The organism is Pseudaminobacter salicylatoxidans, from assembly GCF_003148475.1.
In the GTDB taxonomy this organism is placed as follows: domain Bacteria; phylum Pseudomonadota; class Alphaproteobacteria; order Rhizobiales; family Rhizobiaceae; genus Pseudaminobacter; species Pseudaminobacter salicylatoxidans.
In genome coordinates this window covers 404,201-421,784 of sequence record NZ_QGGG01000001.1, presented here as the reverse complement: position 1 = coordinate 421,784, position 17,584 = coordinate 404,201, and the positions used below count along the sequence as shown (strand labels likewise).

Genomic DNA, 17,584 nt, shown 5'->3' with positions numbered 1-17,584 from the left:
AGAGTGGTTTCAGTGCAGTCCGCCGACGCCCAGCAGTTTTTCGATCGTCTCGGGATCGGCGGATAGCGCGGCCGGCGTGCCGGACCAGGCAATGCGGCCGCGTTCTAGGACGATCACGTGGTCGGCAAAGTCGAGTGCGCTCTGGATGCGCTGCTCTACCAGCAGGATGGTCATGTCACCGGAAGCGGCGAGCTTCGAGAAGGCCGCCATCAGCTCCTCGCAGATGACTGGCGCCAGGCCTTCCAGCGGCTCGTCGAGCAGCAGCACGGTAGGCTTGCCCAGAATGGTGCGCGCCGTGGACAGCATCTGCTGCTCGCCGCCGGAAAGCTGCGAGCCAAGGTTTTTCCGGCGCTCTTTCAGGCGCGGGAACATATCATAGGCTTCCTCGATTGCCGGGCGTTCGCGATCCTTCAGCCCGACGAAGAGATTTTCCTCGACCGTCAGCGAGGGGAAGATGCAGCGCGCCTGCGGCACATAGCCGAGGCCGGAGCGCGCGCGGGCGGAGCTTTCGAGGCTACCGAGATCCGTATCGCCCAGACGGATCGTGCCGCCATAACGCCTGGTTTGCCCGGCGATTGTGGCGAACAGCGTGGTCTTGCCCATGCCGTTGCGGCCAAGCACCGCAAGGCGCGAGCCGGCGGCCACGGAAAAGCTTACACCCTCCAGAACGCGCGTCGGGCCGTAGCCGGCGCTGAGATCGGTGACTTCAAGCGGCGCTGCTGGCATTGGCATAGTTCCCGAGATAGGCTTCGCGCACGCGGGCATCCTTGGTCACATCCTCGGGCGAGCCGTCGAAGATGATGGCGCCGGCGGCAAGCACGACGACGCGCTTGGCGAAGCGGAAGACGAGGTCCATGTCGTGCTCGATCATCAGCACGGCGAGGTCGGCGGGCAACCCGGCAAGGGCGGCCTCGATACGCGGTGTGTCGCTTTGCGGCACGCCGGCGGCAGGTTCATCGAGCAGCAGCACCTTGGGCTCCAACGCAAGCGCCAGCGCGATTTCGAGGAGGCGCTGCTGGCCGTAGGCGATCTCGCTCACCTTGCGGGTGGCGATGTGGTCGATGCCGAGCGTATGCAGCAACTCATTGGTCTCGGTCATCACGTCGGGCATGGCGTGGAAATTGCCCAGCAGGCGCCCCGAGCGGCCGGTGCGCTGAAGCACCGCCAGTGCGATATGCTCCTGCGGCGTCATGTCTGAAAACAGCCGCGTGACCTGGAAGGAGCGCACAAGGCCCCGTCGCACACGCCTGGTGGGACCGAGCGCGGTGACATCCTCGCCGCCGAGCGTCACCTTGCCGGAATCGGGTTGCAGATGTCCCGTCACCAGATTGACGAAGGTCGTCTTGCCGGCTCCATTGGGGCCGATCAGCGCCACCCGGTCGCCCGGTGCCATGGAGATCGAAACGTCCTGCGTGACGGCAAGGCCGCCGAAGGATTTCTTCAGGTTCTGGACCTGGAAGACCGTGCTCATCACTGCCTCCGGAAACGATCGAGAAGCTGTACGGCGGTGCCGTAGAGCCCCTTCGGCGCAAACAGCACCACGGCGATCAGCAGCGCGCCGACGATGGTGAGCCAGTGGAACGGGTTGGCCGCCGAAACGAAATCCTCGAACCACATGAAGGTGACGGTGCCGATCAGAGCGCCAAAGAGCGAGCCCGTGCCGCCGAGCACCAGCATGACCAGCGATTCCGCCGAGGTGGTGAAGCTCAGGCTGTCGAGACCGACGACCTGCGTGGAGATGGCGTTAAGAGCCCCGCCGATGCCGGCCACGGCGCCCGAGATGACATACATCTTCAGAAGCGTGCCCTGCACGGAGGCACCCATGGCGCTGACGCGGATCGGATCTTCCTTGATGCCCCGGCACAGCATGCCGAAGGGCGAGCGCACCAGGAGGCGCAGCAGGACGAAGACGATGACCAGAAGCGCCATGCCGAAGCCATAGGCGGTGTGGCCCCACAGGTCGAACTCGAAAACGCCGAACACCGGATCGGGCGAAATGCCGGCCAGCCCGTCGCTGCCGCCGGTCCAGTAGGATGCCTTGTTGGCGATCTCGTGGAACAGATGCACGACGGCAATGGAAAGCACCAGTTGCGCCAGCCCGTGGCCGCGCAGGATCACCGCGCCCGACAGCAGCCCCGCAACGGCGCCGCCGACCGCGCCGACGCCAACCATGGCTATCGGGTCGGTGATGCCGTAATGTGCGGCGGCAATGCCCGATGCGTAGGCCCCTGCCCCGAACAATGCTGCGTGACCGAGCGTGGCAATGCCGCAATAGCCGGTGACGAGATCGAGCGACAGCACCAGAAGTGCGATGGCGATGATGCGCGTCAGAAGCGCCAGATTGTTGGGAAACAGCAGAAAGCCGATCGCCGCAACGATTAGAATTACAGCGATACCGGCAAGGTCGCGCAGCAGCCAGTTGGGGCCGGTCGCGGTTTTGGTCGCCGGGGTGGTGGTTTCAACCGAGGCCATTATTTCTTCCTGCCCAGAAGTCCGCGCGGGAAGATGCAGACGATAGCAATCACCGCGAGATAGAAGAAGAATTCGCCATATTCCGGCAACAGATAGCGGCCGGTCGTATCGATGCCGCCAAGCACGAGACAGGCCAGCAGCGCACCGGGGATGGAGCCCGCGCCGCCGACCGAGACGACGACGAGGAACGTCACCATGTAACGCAGCGCATAATAGGGTTCTATCGGCAGCAGTTCCGCGCCGACAATGCCGCCAAAGGCTGCAAGTCCGACCGCGACGGCGAAGCTGACCGCATAGACGATCTTGGTGCGCACGCCCAGCGAGGCGGCCATGGCGGCGTTGTCGACGGAGGCGCGCAGCTTCACGCCGAAGGCGGTCTTCTCGATGAGGAACCACAGAGCGGCCGCAACCACCACGCCGCAGGCGATGGCGAACAGCTTGTGCGCGGCAATGGAGCGGAAGCCGAGATCGACCGGGCCGCGCAGCAACTCAGGAAGCGGGATCGTCTTCAGCGTCGGGCCGAACACATAGTTGGCGAGGCCGATGACGCAGAAGGTGATGCCGATGGTCATCAGCACCTGCGTCAGTTCCGGCGCGCCATAGATGCGGCGATAGAGGAAACGCTCAACGGGAATGGCGATGAGGATCGTGCCGACGACTGCGATCAGGATCGCCACGGCATAACCGAGGCCAAGCGTCTGCGCCGCATAGGAGGCGATATAGCCGCCGATCATGGCAAAGGCGCCATGTGCAAGGTTGACCACGCGCATCAGGCCCATGGTCACCGACAATCCGATCGAGATGACGAAAAGCACCATGCCATAGGCAAGTGCATCGGTCCCAACACTGAAAACGGTTTGCATCGTTTTATCCGGCAAAGCGCCCGGAAGCCTCGCAGGGCCGCCGGGCGTCGGTTCTGGAAGCTTCGCTTACTTCACTTCGGCCAGGCCGGGGTCGCCCTGGTTCTCGAAGGTCGCGATTTCCTTGTTGTAATAGGTGCCATCGTCGGCCTTGGCCACTTCGCGCAGATAGATGTTCTGCGTCATGTGGCGGGTTTCCGGGTCGATCGACACGGGGCCGCGCGGGCTTTCCCAGGAGAGCCCCTTCACCGCGTCCACGGCCTTTTGCGCGTCCTGCTCGCCGCCGGTCGCCTCGATCATCTTGTAGATGACGTGCATGCCGTCATAAGCGCCGACCGAAGGGAAGGACAGTTCGGCCGGGTTGCCAATGGCCTTATGCGCGGCTTCCACGAACTTCTTGTTCTCGGCCGAGTCATGCGAGATCGCATAGTGGAACGTGGTCAACATGCCTTCTGCGGCCTCGCCGAGCGCGGGCAGGTCCGACTCCTGCGTCAGGTCGCCCGGCGCCAGCAACTGGACGCCGGCCTTCTTGAGGCCGTTATCGTTATAGGCCTTCACGAAGCCGAGCGTGGTCGGGCCCGACGGCAGGAAGGCGAAGACGGCATCCGCGCCGGAATCCTTCACGCGCTGCATGATCGGGCTGAAGTCGTTGGTCGAAAGCGGCATGCGGATCGAATCCACGACCTCGCCGCCTTCGGCGGTGAAGGTGGCCTTGAACGCGTTTTCGGAATCGACACCCGGGCCGTAGTCGCTGACCACGGTGATGACTTTCTTCACGCCGCGCTCCTTGGCGACCTTGGCCATCGGCGCGGAGGTCTGCCAGGTGGTGAAGGAGGTGCGCACGATCAGCGGGCTCTTGGTGATGATCGCCGAGGTCGCGGCGTTCATGACCACCATCGGCACATTGCCCTGCTTGAGCAGCGGCGTGACGGCCATGGCATCCGGTGTGAAATAGAAGCCGGCGAGATACTGAACGCCTTCCTTGACCACCAATTCCTGCGCGAGCGCCTTGGACTGGGCCGGATCGGCCTGCGGCACATCGCGATAGACGATCTGGATATCGTCGTCACCGACCTTGCTGCCGTTCAACGCCATATAGGCGTCGATGCCCGCCTTGAAATTCTTGCCCTGAATAGCGAACGGACCGGAGAACGGCCCGATGACGCCGACCTTGATCGTATCCGCATAGGCCGAGCCACAAAGCGCAATAGCAGCGACCGCTCCCAAAAGAATCTTTTTCATGCTTCCTCCATACCTAGTTGCCGGCTCGAACCTTAAGCCAGAGCTACCCATTCAACCTGCTGCAAGTGTCATGCTCAAAACGGTAATGTAAAATGAAAAGAAACGATCAATACATGAGCAAAGGGTTATGCTTGTAGCGACCGACCTGCCCTTAATAGGGCAAGCCGACGTAATTTTCAGCAAGTGACGCAGCGGCCACCTGCGAATGCACGAGATAATCGAGTTCGGCTTCCTGGATACGCTGGCCGAAGGCGTCGGTGTCGGGGAAGCGATGCAGCATGGTGGTCATCCACCATGAGAAGCGCACGGCCTTCCACACGCGCGCCAGCGCCTTGGCCGAATAAGCCTCCATGCCTGCCGAAGACTTGTCGAGATAGTATTCGCGCAGGCCCGAATAGAGATAGCGCACGTCGCTGGCGGCGAGGTTGAGACCCTTGGCGCCGGTTGGCGGCACGATATGGGCGGCATCACCCACCAGCGACAGCCGGCCGAACTGCATCGGCTCGGCGACGAAGGACCGCAGCGGCGCGATGGATTTTTCAAAGGACGGACCGGTAATCACTTTTTCCGCAGCCTCCTTCGGCAAGCGGCGACGCAACTCGTCCCAGAAGCGGTCGTCGCTCCAGTCCTCGATCTTGTCGTCCAGAGGGCACTGCACGTAATAGCGGCTGCGGTGTTCGGAGCGCATGGAGCAGAGCGCGAAACCGCGCGGATGGTTGGCATAGATCAGTTCATGATCGGCCGGCGGCACTTCTGCCAGAATCCCCAGCCAGCCGAATGGATAGGCGCGCTCATAGGTCTTGATGACGTCCTGCGGAGCCGACTTGCGGCTGACGCCGTGGAAGCCGTCGCAACCGGCGATAAAATCGCAATCGATGCGATGAGTTACGCCATCTTTTTCATAGGTGACGTAAGGAGACGTCGTGTCGAAATCATGCGGTTGGACGTTCTTGGCTTCGTAGATCGTGGTCAGGCCGCTCGCTTCGCGCTTGTCCATCAGGTCATGCGTCACTTCGGTCTGGCCATAGACCATCACGCGCTTGCCGGTGAGTGCGGTAAGGTCGATACGGTGCAGGCGATTGTCGAAAGCCAGCGAAATGCCTTCATGCGGCAGGCCCTCGGCATGCATGCGCGCGCCTACGCCGGCCTCGTCGAGCAGGTCCACCATGCCCTGCTCCAGCACGCCGGCGCGCACGCGGCCCAGAACGTAGTCCCGGTCCACACGCTCCAGGATGACGTTGTCGATGCCACTGTTGGCCAGAAGCTGCCCGAGCAGAAGGCCCGAGGGTCCCGAGCCGATGATCACAACCTGCGTGCGCATTGTTTTCCTTCTTATTTTCCTTGCGTTCAGCCAATCGTGGACCCCGACGGGTTCCACAGGCTCTGCGCGCATTACAAATTCCATGGTTGCGGAGGAGAAATCCGCCGCTATGTGCCGATGGCCTCGATCTGCCCGGCCAAAGTCTTCGCCTGTCTCAGCGATGCAACGGTTGCCGCCACCATCTGGGGCAGGATCAGCCATTCCAGTGTCCAGGCGGCACCCGAGCGCTCCTGCTCGTGGACCAGCGCCTGATGCATCCCGGAAAGCTGCGTGGCGTTGAAGCGCGCCAGGGTGACGAGCACTTCGGCCGCGACCGGATTCTGCTTGTGCGGCATGGCGGAAGACCCGCCGCCGCCCTTGAGCGCTATTTCGCTGCCGGCCTGCGCCATCAGCGCGACATCCTGCCCGAATTTTCCGAGGCTGCCGGAAATCAGCGAAAGCAGGCTTGCGAATTCGGCCAGCCGGTCGCGCTGGCTGTGCCATTGCGGCGCATCGCCAAGCCCGAGCTTGCCGGCCAATGCGGCGCGCACGGCATTCGCCTTGTCGCCCAGCTTTTCCAGCGTTCCCGCAGCGCCCCCGAACTGCACGACGAGAAGCCCGCGGCTTTGCGTCTCCAGCCTGCTGCGGTGACGCAGCAGCGGCTCGCGCCAGGCGCGAACCCGATCCGACACCGTGATCGGGATCGCGGCCTGCATGCGCGTCCTGCCCATCAGGGCCCGGTCGCCAAACCGCGCCTCGATACCGGCAAGAAGCTCGACGACGTCCGCCAGAACGGCGTCGAGATGGGCAATCACATGCTTCAGCCTGAGGATCAGGCCTGTGTCGATGACGTCCTGGCTGGTAGCGCCGAAATGCAGCGCCTTGTCATGCGGCTTGCCGATTGCGGAGCGCAGTTGCCTGACCAGCTCCGGCACGATCACGCCGTCCTGCCCGACCCCCGCCTTCAGCCCGGCCATGTTCGGCTTGAATGTGTTGAGCGCGGCAGCGATTGCCGCCGCCGCGTCCGTGTCGATCACGCCTTCGTCGGCTGCCGCCTCGGCCAATGCCCGCTCGAAAACGAGCATGGCCGCGATCTCGGCCTCCGCCGAAAAATGCCGCGCTGTCTCCTCGTCACCGAGAAGGCCGGAAAGCACGGGATGATCGAAGGGCGAGAAGGACATGGAAGCGCTCAGATGTCGAAGAAGACCGTTTCGTTCTCGCCCTGGAGATGGATGTCGAACACATAGGCGCCATCGTCGGCACGCCTGGCGATCAGCGTGGGCACGCGCAGCCTGTGTTCGATGCGGGCCAGCACCGGGTCCTCGGCATTCGCATTCTCTTCCTCGGGGAAGTACATGCGCGTCTGCAGGCCGATATTGATCCCGCGCGCCACGATCCAGAAGGAGATGTGGGGAGCCATTTTGCGGCCGTCCTTGAACGGCACGCGGCCCGGCTTGACGGTCTCGAACACGCATTCTCCGGTGTCCATGTCGGTGGCCTTGCGGCCCCAGCCGGTGAAGTTCGGATCGGCCGCGCCGCGCATTTCGGACGGTGAATTGTAAAGGCCGTCGCTGTCGGCCTGCCAGATCTCGATCAGTGCGTCCTTGAGCGCCGTGCCAGTGCCGTCGAACACGCGGGCGCGCACGGTGATGCGCTCACCCCTGGTCTTGTCGTTGACCATGGTGACGCCGAGGTCTTCCTGATAGACCCCGGTGATGCCGCAAAAATTCGGCGTCATGCCGATATGGACGTAAGGTCCCGCGGTCTGCGATGCGCTTTCCTTGAGACGGTCGAGTGACTGCGCCATCAGTTGCCCTCCAGCCTGTTTTCAAACAGCGACGAACGACGTCCGCGCAAAACGATATCGAACTTGTAGGCGCGTGCATCCATCGGGATGGTCGCCTCCCGGTCCAGGGCGGCCGTAAGTCCGTCGATGGCGGCCGGATCGTTGATCGTCTTGACGATCGGACACTGCCAGATCATCGGGTCGCCCTCGAAATACATCTGGGTGATCAGCCGCTGCGCGAAGCCATGGCCGAAGATCGAGAAGTGAATGTGGGCCGGGCGCCAGTCGTTGACGCCATTCGGCCAGGGATAGGGTCCCGGCTGGATGGTGCGGAAGGCGTAATTGCCCTCCTCGTCGGTGATGGTGCGGCCGCAGCCGCCGAAATTCGGATCGAGGGCGGCGAGATAGCCTTCCTTCTTGTGGCGATAGCGACCACCGGCATTGGCCTGCCAGAACTCAAGCAGCGCGCCGGGCACGCCCTTGCCGCGCTCGTCGAGCACACGGCCATAGACGATGATGCGCGGGCCGATGGCGCTTTCGCCGGGCCTGGCGAAATTGTGGATCAGGTCGTTGTCGAGTTCGCCCAGAATATTGTGGTCGAACACCGGGCCGGTGATCTCCGACAGCGTGTTGTCGAGTGACAGCAACGCCTTTTGTGGCGAGCGCAAAACGGAAGTCTTGTAGCTGGGCGTGAATGCCGGCGGATGCCAGGAGCGATCCCGCTGGAAAAAGGCGCCCGTCTCGGGCTTTCGATTCGAGAACGGATCGGCGCTCATTTGTTTCCCCCGCTTTCTGCATCCATTTCGGCAAAGACCTGCTTGGCGATCTTGATCGCCTGATTGGCGGCGGGCACCCCCGCGTAGACCGCCACATGCAGAAAAGCCTCGCAAATATCCTCGCGCGTTGCGCCGGTGTTGGCGGTGGCGCGCACATGCATGGCAACTTCGTCGTCATGTCCAAGCGCGGCGAGCAAGGCCAGCGTCACCATCGAACGCTCGCGCTTGCTCCAGCCCGGACGTGCCCAGACGTTGCCCCAGGCGGTCTCGGTGATCAACTCCTGGAAGGGGCGATCGAAATCGGTAGAGGCTTTCTCGGCGCGGTCGACATGGGCGTCGCCAAGCACGGAGCGCCTGACGGCAAGCCCCACTCGATACCTGCTCGAGGGCTGAGGCAGTTCACCCATGATGTCTTTCTCCGGAAGGCAGTTCTGCGAGGAAATCGCGAATGAGCTCGATCAGCGCGGCGGGCTGTTCGATGCAAGGGATGTGCCCGGCATTTTCGATGATCTCGAAACGGGCGTCGGGAATGAGGTCGGCCGTGGTGCGCACGAGATCCGGCGGCGTCGAGCCATCCTGATCGCCGACGACGCAAAGAGTGGGCACCGAAATGCCCTTGGCGACTTCGGTGTAGTCGGCGTCGCGCAGTGCCGCGCAGGTGCCAGCATAGCCGGCGACCGACTGGCGCACGAGCATGTTGCGGCAACCGGCAAGATCGGCCTCGCGCCCGTCATGGAATGCCGGGGTAAACCAGAGCTTCAGGATGCCGTCTGCGATGGAGGCGATGCCGTTCTTCTCGACGGTGGCAATGCGTGCGTTCCAGCCGTCCGCCGTGCCGATCTTATGCGCGGTGTCACAAAGGATAATGCCTTTGACCATGTCGGGACGGCGCGCCTGGAAGCCCAGCGCAACGAGGCCGCCGACCGAAAGCCCGCACAATACGACTTCCCGGATACCGAGGCGATCGACAAGTCCGACGAGATCATCGACATGATCCTCGATCGAATAGGGCGTGGCGCCGTCATCGGAAAGTCCGTGACCGCGCTTGTCGTAAAGCAGCGTGGAAATGCTGCCGGTGAAGGCATCGACCACACCGTTCCAGATACGGAAATCCGTGCCCAGCGAATTGATGAAAACAATGTGGCGGCCGCCCACGGACGGCTTGTGCGCAAAATGCAGCGTGACGCCACCAATATCGATGAATTGCACTGCGTTTCTCCTCACGACAACAGTGGATTAGATGTTTGGTTTGGTAAAATGATATTTTGTGGCATTCTCTTAACTGATGGGTTATGCATTGCCCATGATCGAAAGCCGCGTCCGGTTCCGCCACCTCCACACATTCCTTGAAGTCGCGCGACAGAAGAGCGTGGTCAAGGCAGCCAGCATCCTCAATGTCAGCCAGCCGGCAGTGACCAAGACCATCCGCGAACTCGAAGAGGCACTGGGCGTCGCGGTGCTGGAGCGCGACGGCCGCGGCATCCGCATCACCCGTTCGGGCGAGATATTCATGCAGCATGCGGGCATGGCGATCACGGCGCTGCGGCAGGGCATCGACTCGGTCGCCAATCCAGGCGCCGAGGCAGGCCCGCCGATCCGCATCGGCACGCTGCCGACCGTCTCGGCCCATATCATGCCGCGCGCCATGCAGCTTTTTCTCAACGAGGACACCGGCGTCACCATAAAGATCGTGACGGGCGAGAATGCGGTGCTGCTCGAACAATTGCGGCTGGGTGAACTCGATCTCGTGGTCGGGCGACTTGCCGCGCCCGAGAAGATGACCGGTTTCTTTTTCGAGCATCTTTATTCCGAACAGGTCGTGTTCGTGGTGCGCGCCGGCCATCCACTGCTCAAGGGCGGCCAGGATGTGTTCGAAAAGCTGAGCGACTACCCCGTGCTGATGCCGACGCGCGGCTCCATCATCCGCCCGTTTGTCGAGCGCTTCTTCATCGCCAACGGGGTGGCTGCCATCCCGACCGAAATCGAAACGGTGTCGGACTCTTTCGGCCGCGCCTTTCTGCGCCAGAGCGATGCCGTGTGGATCATTTCCGCCGGTGTGGTGATGGACGACCTGAAGGCCGGCACGCTGGCGACGCTGCCGGTCGACACCGGCGAGACGCGCGGACCCGTGGGACTCACCATGCGCACCGACATGGCAACCTCGCCAGCTTTCTCCATTCTTTTGAAGACCATACGCGAGGCGGCGGCGCATCACGGCTGAATCTGCCGCCTTCGTAATCAGCAATTCGTGGCTTGACAGCCGGCGGGGCATCCCCGACCACTGGCGGCTCGACGGTGATGAATCCGAAGGTTTCGGACGCATGGAACAGCTTGTGGAAAGCTTGCTCTGGGTCGCGCTGGGCAGCGCATTGGGCGGCCCGGCGCGCTTCTTCATATCCGGGGTGGTCGGGCGCCGCATCGGCGAGACGTTTCCGTGGGGCACCATGACGGTGAATGTAACCGGCGCTTTCGTGATCGGTCTCATCGGCGCCCTGGCCACCGGTGGCGGCCTGTTTGCCACGCCCGAGACATGGCAACTGGCGGTGACTGGCTTCCTCGGCGCGTATACGACGGTTTCCTCCTTCAGCCTGCAAACGCTGATGCTTGTCCGCGATGGCGAGATCCTGCTCGCCGGTGGCAATATCGCGCTTTCCCTGGTGCTCGGGCTGGGCTTTGTGACGCTCGGTTATATGGCGGGAACGGCCGCTGCCGGGGTCCCCATCTGATGCCGCCCGCTGACGGAAGTGTCTCGAAAACAGACAAGAGCCGGACGCAGACGAGGGCCCGTGTCCGCAGGCGCGGTTTTCGCGATGCGGCCTCGCTGTATCTCGCCGTATCGCTCGGCGCGGTGATCGGCAGCGTGCTGCGCGCGCTTGCCTCGATGGGATCGCTGGCGCTGACAGGACCGGGGTTTCCCTGGGGCACGTTGCTGGTCAACGTGGCGGGTTCCTTCGTGATCTGCTTCTATGCCACATTGTCGGGGCCGGATGGGCGCCTCTTTGCCGGCACGTGGCAGCGGCAGTTCGTGATGACCGGCTTTTGCGGCGGCTTCACCACATTCTCGACCTTCAGCCTGGAGACACTGCGTCTGGCGCTGACAGGCCATCAGGTTCTGGCTGCTTTGAACGTGGCGCTCTCGATCGCAACCTGGCTTGTCGCGGCATGGGTCGGTCATGCGCTTGCATCCCGTCTCAACCGTCTGAGAGGAGTTTGACATGCAGATTCCGAAACAGTCCGTACTGCTGCGCATATTCGTCGGCGAGGAAGATCGCGACGACGGCCGCCCGCTCTATGAGGCGATCGTGCTGAAGGCGCGGGAGATGCATCTTGCCGGCGCGACCGTCCTGCGCGGCGGGTTAGGCTACGGTCAGTCGAGCCGGCTGCACACGACAAAGATTCTGCGCCTGTCGGAAGATTTGCCGCTGGTGGTGGAGATCGTCGATAGCGAGGAAAAGATAAACGCCTTCCTGCCATATCTCGAAACGGTCATGACAAGCGGGCTGGTGACGCTGGAAAAGGTGCAGGTGCTGCACTACGGCTCGCCACGAGCCTAAAAATATATTTCGTATATTCCTTTACTCGCTGCAACCGGGCTCTAATTGGCTAAGTGACCTTTGCCCAGGGCACTTCAGGCAGGGTGAAATTTCGAGCACGGATGATCAAAGGGCAAGACATAGCCTCCCCATGACGGCAGCCTGACAGGACGGCGGTCCGCCGATTGGTTGTGCCTGCCCGTGGACAACGGGAGGGACCCGGCAATGGCAAAAGCGGCAGTGCATTCAGCGGCTTCTGAGGATCACAGGCCGCCTCCCGTCATCCGGTGGCTGTTCTCGACAAACCACAAGGACATCGGCTCACTTTACCTGGTCTTTGCGGTTATCACGGGGATTTTCGGCACTGCCCTGTCGGTTGCCATCCGCATGGAACTGCAGGAGCCAGGGCTGCAGATATTTTCCGATCCCACCTATTATAACGTGGTTGTCAGCGCGCATGGGCTGGTGATGATCTTCTTCGTCATCATGCCGGCGCTCATCGGCGGATTCGGCAACTGGATGCTGCCGTTGATGATAGGCGCGCCCGATATGGCGTTTCCACGGATGAACAACCTGTCGTTCTGGCTGCTCGCGACGTCGTTCCTGTTGTTCATCGTGACATTTTTCCTGCCGGGGCCGCCCGGCGTGGATGGTCATGGGGGTGGCTGGACGCTCTATCCGCCCTATTCCTCCCTGGTGGGGCAGCCGGGACCGGCGGTCGATCTGCTGATCCTTTCGCTGCATCTGGCCGGCGCTTCCTCGATCCTGGGCGCGATCAACTTCATCACCACCATCCTCAATATGCGCGCGCCGGGCATGACCATGCACAAGATGCCGCTGTTTGCCTGGGGAATGCTGGTCACCGCGTTTCTGCTGCTGCTGGCGCTGCCGGTCCTGGCTGGCGCCATCACCATGCTGCTGACCGACCGTAACTTCGGAACCACCTTCTTCGATCCCGCCGGTGGCGGCGACCCGATCCTCTTCCAGCATCTGTTCTGGTTCTTCGGCCATCCGGAAGTCTACATCATGATCCTGCCGGCCTTCGGCATCGTCAGCCATGTCATCTCCACCTTCTCCAAAAAGCCGATCTTCGGCTATCTGGGGATGGCCTATGCCATGGTCGCTATCGGCGTGGTCGGCTTCGTGGTGTGGGCGCACCATATGTTCATCGTCGGCATCTCGGCCGAGACGCAACGCTACTTCGCCTTCGCCTCGATGGTGATCGCGGTGCCGACAGGGGTGAAGGTGTTCTCCTGGCTGGCCACCATGTGGGGCGGGTCCATCGAGTTCAAGGTGCCGATGCTTTGGGCCATGGGCTTCGTGCTGTTGTTCACCATCGGCGGCGTCACCGGCGTGGTGCTCGCCAATCCCGGTCTCGATCGCATGCTGCACGACACCTATTATGTCGTGGCGCATTTCCACTATGTGCTTTCGCTGGGAGCGGCCTTCGGCATATTCGCCGGCTTTTACTACTGGTTCCCGAAGATGACCGGCTACATGTACAACGAAACGCTTGGCCGGGTACATTTCTGGCTGACCTTCGTCGGCGTCAACCTGGTGTTCTTCCCGCAGCATTTCCTCGGGCTCGCCGGCATGCCGCGTCGCTATGCGGATTATCCCGATGCGTTCGCGGGATGGAACCTGCTCTCCTCGATCGGGGCCTATATCTCCGCTGTCGGACTGATCGTGTTCCTGGTGCTCGTTGCCGAGGCGTTCAGCAAGAAGCGGGCGGCGGCCGCCAATCCGTGGGGACCGGGTGCGATCACGCTGGAATGGACACTGCCGTCACCGCCCCCATTCCACCAGTTCACCACATTGCCGGTCATCCGCTGAGGGGTGGCCGGGCGCGGCTGCGGGCGCTCCGCGCAGCCGCTGTCTTCCCGCGCTACAGATCCTTGGCGAGCCGTAGCGCGTCGTAGATCGCCGCATGGGTGTTTCGCGCCGAAACCGCATCGCCGATGCGGAAAAGCTGGAATGCACCCTGCCCACTCCCCGCTTCCTGCGGTTCGCCGGCAATGAGGCGCCTGTAGTCCACGGCGCCGCGATTGATCGATTTCGGCTTCAGCGCGAAATAGAGATCGTCCATGGGAATGGTGCCGTGGTTGATCACCACCTGGTCGACCCGCCGCACCTTGTCCACGCCGCCATAGTCGCTGCCGATGTGGGCGATCAGTTCGTTGCCGTCCTTCGTAACTTTGTCGAGCCGGAAGGTGACGGTGAAGGTCACGTCGAGTTTCTGCAGGCTGCGCATATAAGGCACCAGGTTCATCGCCATGACCTCCGGCGCGAAGGAGCGGTCAGGCGTCATGATCTCCAGCTTCGCACCGGCTTTGGCGATCACCTCGGCCGCCTGCAATGCCGGATTGTCGCCCGCGTCATCGAACAGCAGCACGTTTGCCCCCGGCTTGACGTCGCCGGACAGGATGTCCCAGGAGGAAACGACAAACTCGTTGCCTTCCGACAGCACTTCGGTGTGCGGATAGCCGCCGGTAGCGATGATCACCACATCGGGGTTCTCGGCCAGCACATCGGCTTCCTCCGCCCAGCTGTTGAAGCGGAAGGTGACGCCTCTGGCCGTGCACTGCGCCATGCGCCAGTCCACGATGCCGATCATTTCCTGCCGGCGCTGGCTGCGGGCGGTGAGCCGCACCTGGCCGCCATGGTGGGCGGAAGCTTCGAGCACCACGACCTCATGGCCGCGCTCGGCCGAAACGCGCGCCGCCTCAAGCCCGGCCGGGCCGGCGCCGACGATCACCACTTTGCGCCTGACGCTCGCCGGCGGAATGTCGTGCGGCATGGTCAGTTCGCGGCCGGTGGCAGGGTTGTGGATGCAATAGGCTGAACCGCCCTGATAGATGCGGTCGAGGCAATAGTTCGCGCCGACGCAGGGGCGGATGTCGTCTTCGCGGCCTTCCATGATCTTGCGCACGATATGCGGATCGGTCATGTGCGCGCGCGTCATCCCGACCATGTCGAGCTTGCCCGAGGCGATGGCGTGACGGGCGGTTGCCACGTCGGGAATGCGCGCGGCATGGAAGGTCGGCATTCCTGTTTCCGCGCGCACGTCACCGGCAAAATCCAGATGCGGCGCACTCGGCATACCCTGGATCGGGATCACGTCGGTCAGGCCGGCGTCGGTATCGATATGGCCGCGGATGACGTTGAGGAAATCGACCATGCCCGAGGCCTTGAACCGGCGGGAAATCTCGAGCCCGTCTTCGCGCGACAGGCCGCCGGCCATCGCCTCGTCCGCGGTGTAGCGGACGCCGACGATAAAGTCCGGCCCGACGCGCTCGCGCACGGCGGAAAGCACGTCGAAGGTGAAGCGCAGGCGGTTGTCGAGCGAGCCGCCGTAGGGGCCGTCAAGCTCGTTGGTGAGCGGCGACCAGAACTGATCCATCAGGTGGCCGTAGGCCTGCAATTCGATGCCGTCGAGCCCTGCTGCCTTCATGCGCTCGGCTGCGTCGGCATAGTCCCTGATGATGCGCTCGATGTCCCAATCTTCGAGCTTCTTGGGAAACGCCCGGTGCGCGGCTTCGCGATTGTGCGACGGCGAAACCACCGGCAGCCAGTCGGCCTTGTCCCATCTTGTGCGACGCCCAAGATGCGTAAGCTGGATCATCACCGCAGCGCCATGTTCGTGGCAGGCGTCAACGACATCCTTCATCCACGGCACCACCTCGTCCTTGTAAGCGAGCACGTTGTTGAACACAGGCGGGCTGTCGCGCGCGACCGAGGCGGAGCCGGCGGTCATGGTCAGTGCAATGCCGGCTCTGGCGCGTTCGGCGTGATAGGCGCGGTAGCGCGCCTTGGGCATGCCATCTTCCGGATAGGCCGGCTCATGCGAGGTCGTCATGATCCGGTTTCTGAGCGTGAGATGTTTGAGCTTGTAAGGTTGGAGAAGCGGGTCGTTCGACATCGATGGATGCTCCAGGACAAGGCGTCTGTATGGGATCGTAAGTGGAAATGTACATCACTGTCAATTCGATCGACAGCATCGTACATTTTGGGTTGCGTGGCTCTTTTTGCCGTGCCAAGCTCGCGGACATGGAGCAGGTAAAACTCGCCGAAACGGGTTGGCGCGGATCGCGCGAGGGATGGCTGGACGCTGCCTATGAAAGCCTGATCGAAGGCGGCGTGGACGCAGTCCGCGTGCTGCCGCTCTCGAAGCGGCTGAAGCTGTCGCGCACCAGCTTCTACTGGTTCTTCGCTGACCGCGAGGCATTGCTGACGGCTCTGATCGAGCTTTGGCGCTCCAGGAATACCGGCAATCTGGTCATGCAGGCGCAAAGCTATGCCGAAACCGTCACCGAGGCGGTGCTGAACGTGTTCGACTGCTGGCTGGACGAAAAGCTCTTCGATTCGCGCTTCGAGTTCGCGGTGCGAAGCTGGGCGCAGCAGTCGCCTCAGGTGGCCATGGAAATCGACGCCGCCGACACGATGCGACTCGAAGCGCTGCAGGCGATGTTCGTCCGCTTCGGTTTTGAGCCCGTCGTCGCCGATGTCCGCGCCCGTACCATCTACCTGACCCAGATCGGCTATATATCGATGAAGACCGAGGAGACATTGGCTACCCGCATGGCACGTATCCCCGGATATGTGGAGATATTCACCGGGCACGGACCGTCGCGAAGCGAAATGGAGCGCTTCAGTGCGCGTCATGGTTTTGTCGCCGCCGCGGAAGCCGGAAGGATTGGCCGATGACCGGGCCGGTTATCGGGATCGTTGGCGGCACGGGATGGCTGGGACGGGCAATCGCCAGCGCCGTGCTGGCAAAGGGTTTTGTCACACCTGACCGGCTTGTCGTATCCAGCCGCTCGCCCGCCGCCGCCCTCCCCGGTTGGCCGGATGTCGCCTGTGTCGCCGACAATCGGGACCTTGCCGCGCGTTCGGATGTCATAATCCTGTCCGTTCGCCCGGAACAATTTCCGGCGGTGGAAGTCGATGCCTCCGGCAAGCTGCTGATTTCGGTCATGGCGGGTGTTCCGGCCGCGGCGCTCGCCGCAAGCACGAATGCCGTGCGCATCGTGCGTGCCATGCCCAATGCGGCGGCCGAAATCGACAAATCCTATACGCCGTGGTTCGCCAGCGCCGCCGTGGGCCATGCGGACAAGGTGCTGGTGCGGCAGCTTTTCGAGACCTGCGGCACCGCCGACGAAGTGCTTCATGAGACCGATATCGACTATCTGACGGCGCTCACAGGTCCTGGCCCCGCCTTCCCTGCCCTGCTCGCAATGGCGATGCTGGGCCATGCGCGGACAAGAAGTTTGCCTGAGAGCGTCGCAAAGAGGGCGGTGAAAGCCGTCATCACGGAAGCAAGTGCGCTCCTGGCTGCGGAAAATGCTTCAATGGAGGAGACGGTCCGCACATTTCTGGATTATCGTGGCACCACGGCTGCGGGACTGCAGGCGATGATCGACGGAGGTTTCATGGATGCGGTCGAGGCGGGGCTGGATGCGGCGGAGGCTGCCGCGCTGGCCATGTCGCGGCCACGGTGAGAAACGGCGCGCATGTTCGGGGGGAGCTTCTTCGGAGATGCGCGGCCTGGGCCTCACAAGGCCGGAGAGCGGCAGCGCGCCCGGCTTCTGAACGAGTGGGAGATCGATGCGGTGTCG

General features: G+C 62.8%; 19 protein-coding genes. 7 read left to right on the top strand and 12 right to left on the bottom strand.

Annotation, left to right across the window (positions count from 1 at the left end; all coding sequences use genetic code 11):
- Positions 1–9: 9 nt before the first annotated feature.
- The 11 genes from C7441_RS01870 to pcaD form a co-directional block, all read right to left on the bottom strand.
- Positions 10–726: an ABC transporter ATP-binding protein gene (locus tag C7441_RS01870; RefSeq protein ID WP_109611456.1), complete on the bottom strand. Its 717-nt coding sequence runs from the start codon at positions 724–726 to the stop codon at positions 10–12.
- Entirely contained in the window at positions 707–1,471 is a 765-nt protein-coding gene (locus tag C7441_RS01865; protein WP_109611455.1) for an ABC transporter ATP-binding protein, read from the bottom strand. The genes C7441_RS01870 and C7441_RS01865 overlap by 20 nt, the downstream gene beginning before the upstream one ends.
- Positions 1,471–2,472 (bottom strand): branched-chain amino acid ABC transporter permease, encoded by a 1,002-nt coding sequence (locus C7441_RS01860; RefSeq protein ID WP_019172530.1) that lies wholly within the window; start codon positions 2,470–2,472, stop codon positions 1,471–1,473. The genes C7441_RS01865 and C7441_RS01860 overlap by 1 nt, the downstream gene beginning before the upstream one ends.
- On the bottom strand, positions 2,472–3,335 hold the full coding sequence (locus tag C7441_RS01855) for a branched-chain amino acid ABC transporter permease (protein WP_019172529.1): 864 nt from the start codon (positions 3,333–3,335) through the stop codon (positions 2,472–2,474). The genes C7441_RS01860 and C7441_RS01855 overlap by 1 nt, the downstream gene beginning before the upstream one ends.
- Before the next feature lie 66 nt (positions 3,336–3,401).
- The gene (locus tag C7441_RS01850) at positions 3,402–4,574 is read right to left on the bottom strand and encodes an ABC transporter substrate-binding protein (protein WP_019172528.1); all 1,173 of its coding nucleotides are present in this window, start codon (positions 4,572–4,574) and stop codon (positions 3,402–3,404) included.
- A gap of 151 nt (positions 4,575–4,725) precedes the next feature.
- Positions 4,726–5,895 carry a 4-hydroxybenzoate 3-monooxygenase gene (pobA, locus tag C7441_RS01845; protein ID WP_109611454.1) on the bottom strand — a complete coding sequence of 390 codons (1,170 nt, stop codon included), beginning with the start codon at positions 5,893–5,895 and terminating at the stop codon, positions 4,726–4,728.
- A gap of 107 nt (positions 5,896–6,002) precedes the next feature.
- Positions 6,003–7,055: a 3-carboxy-cis,cis-muconate cycloisomerase gene (locus C7441_RS01840; RefSeq protein ID WP_109611453.1), complete on the bottom strand. Its 1,053-nt coding sequence runs from the start codon at positions 7,053–7,055 to the stop codon at positions 6,003–6,005.
- A gap of 8 nt (positions 7,056–7,063) precedes the next feature.
- Positions 7,064–7,681, bottom strand: a complete 618-nt coding sequence (gene pcaG, locus C7441_RS01835; RefSeq protein ID WP_109611452.1) for a protocatechuate 3,4-dioxygenase subunit alpha — start codon at positions 7,679–7,681, stop codon at positions 7,064–7,066.
- Positions 7,681–8,436, bottom strand: coding sequence for a protocatechuate 3,4-dioxygenase subunit beta (gene pcaH / locus C7441_RS01830; protein ID WP_109611451.1), 756 nt, complete (start codon positions 8,434–8,436; stop codon positions 7,681–7,683). The genes pcaG and pcaH overlap by 1 nt, the downstream gene beginning before the upstream one ends.
- Complete coding sequence (pcaC, locus tag C7441_RS01825; protein ID WP_109611450.1) at positions 8,433–8,843, bottom strand: 4-carboxymuconolactone decarboxylase; 411 nt, start codon at positions 8,841–8,843, stop codon at positions 8,433–8,435. Before pcaC ends, pcaH begins: the two co-directional genes overlap by 4 nt.
- Positions 8,836–9,645 carry a 3-oxoadipate enol-lactonase gene (gene pcaD / locus C7441_RS01820; protein WP_109611449.1) on the bottom strand — a complete coding sequence of 270 codons (810 nt, stop codon included), beginning with the start codon at positions 9,643–9,645 and terminating at the stop codon, positions 8,836–8,838. Before pcaD ends, pcaC begins: the two co-directional genes overlap by 8 nt.
- 94 nt (positions 9,646–9,739) lie before the next feature.
- Between pcaD and pcaQ the strand changes: the two genes are divergently transcribed.
- The 5 genes from pcaQ to ctaD all read left to right on the top strand — a co-directional run bounded on the left by pcaQ (position 9,740) and on the right by ctaD (position 13,802).
- Positions 9,740–10,657, top strand: coding sequence for a pca operon transcription factor PcaQ (pcaQ, locus tag C7441_RS01815; protein WP_109611607.1), 918 nt, complete (start codon positions 9,740–9,742; stop codon positions 10,655–10,657).
- A 100-nt stretch (positions 10,658–10,757) separates the two neighbouring features.
- Complete coding sequence (gene crcB, locus C7441_RS01810) at positions 10,758–11,162, top strand: fluoride efflux transporter CrcB (RefSeq protein WP_109611448.1); 405 nt, start codon at positions 10,758–10,760, stop codon at positions 11,160–11,162.
- Positions 11,162–11,650 (top strand): CrcB family protein, encoded by a 489-nt coding sequence (locus C7441_RS01805; protein ID WP_244916031.1) that lies wholly within the window; start codon positions 11,162–11,164, stop codon positions 11,648–11,650. The genes crcB and C7441_RS01805 overlap by 1 nt, the downstream gene beginning before the upstream one ends.
- Position 11,651: 1 nt before the next feature.
- Positions 11,652–11,990 (top strand): DUF190 domain-containing protein, encoded by a 339-nt coding sequence (locus C7441_RS01800; protein ID WP_109611447.1) that lies wholly within the window; start codon positions 11,652–11,654, stop codon positions 11,988–11,990.
- Positions 11,991–12,194: 204 nt separating this feature from the next.
- Complete coding sequence (gene ctaD / locus C7441_RS01795) at positions 12,195–13,802, top strand: cytochrome c oxidase subunit I (RefSeq protein ID WP_109611446.1); 1,608 nt, start codon at positions 12,195–12,197, stop codon at positions 13,800–13,802.
- Positions 13,803–13,854: 52 nt separating this feature from the next.
- Here ctaD and C7441_RS01790 read toward each other — a convergent pair whose 3' ends face one another.
- Positions 13,855–15,888 carry an NADH:flavin oxidoreductase gene (locus C7441_RS01790; RefSeq protein WP_109611445.1) on the bottom strand — a complete coding sequence of 678 codons (2,034 nt, stop codon included), beginning with the start codon at positions 15,886–15,888 and terminating at the stop codon, positions 13,855–13,857.
- 128 nt (positions 15,889–16,016) lie between these two features.
- Here C7441_RS01790 and C7441_RS01785 point away from each other — a divergent pair, with 128 nt between their 5' ends.
- Together C7441_RS01785 and C7441_RS01780 are read left to right on the top strand one after the other, a co-directional pair.
- Positions 16,017–16,673 carry a TetR/AcrR family transcriptional regulator gene (locus C7441_RS01785; protein WP_170124990.1) on the top strand — a complete coding sequence of 219 codons (657 nt, stop codon included), beginning with the start codon at positions 16,017–16,019 and terminating at the stop codon, positions 16,671–16,673.
- Positions 16,670–17,467 (top strand): pyrroline-5-carboxylate reductase family protein, encoded by a 798-nt coding sequence (locus tag C7441_RS01780; RefSeq protein WP_109611443.1) that lies wholly within the window; start codon positions 16,670–16,672, stop codon positions 17,465–17,467. Before C7441_RS01785 ends, C7441_RS01780 begins: the two co-directional genes overlap by 4 nt.
- Positions 17,468–17,584: the final 117 nt, after the last annotated feature.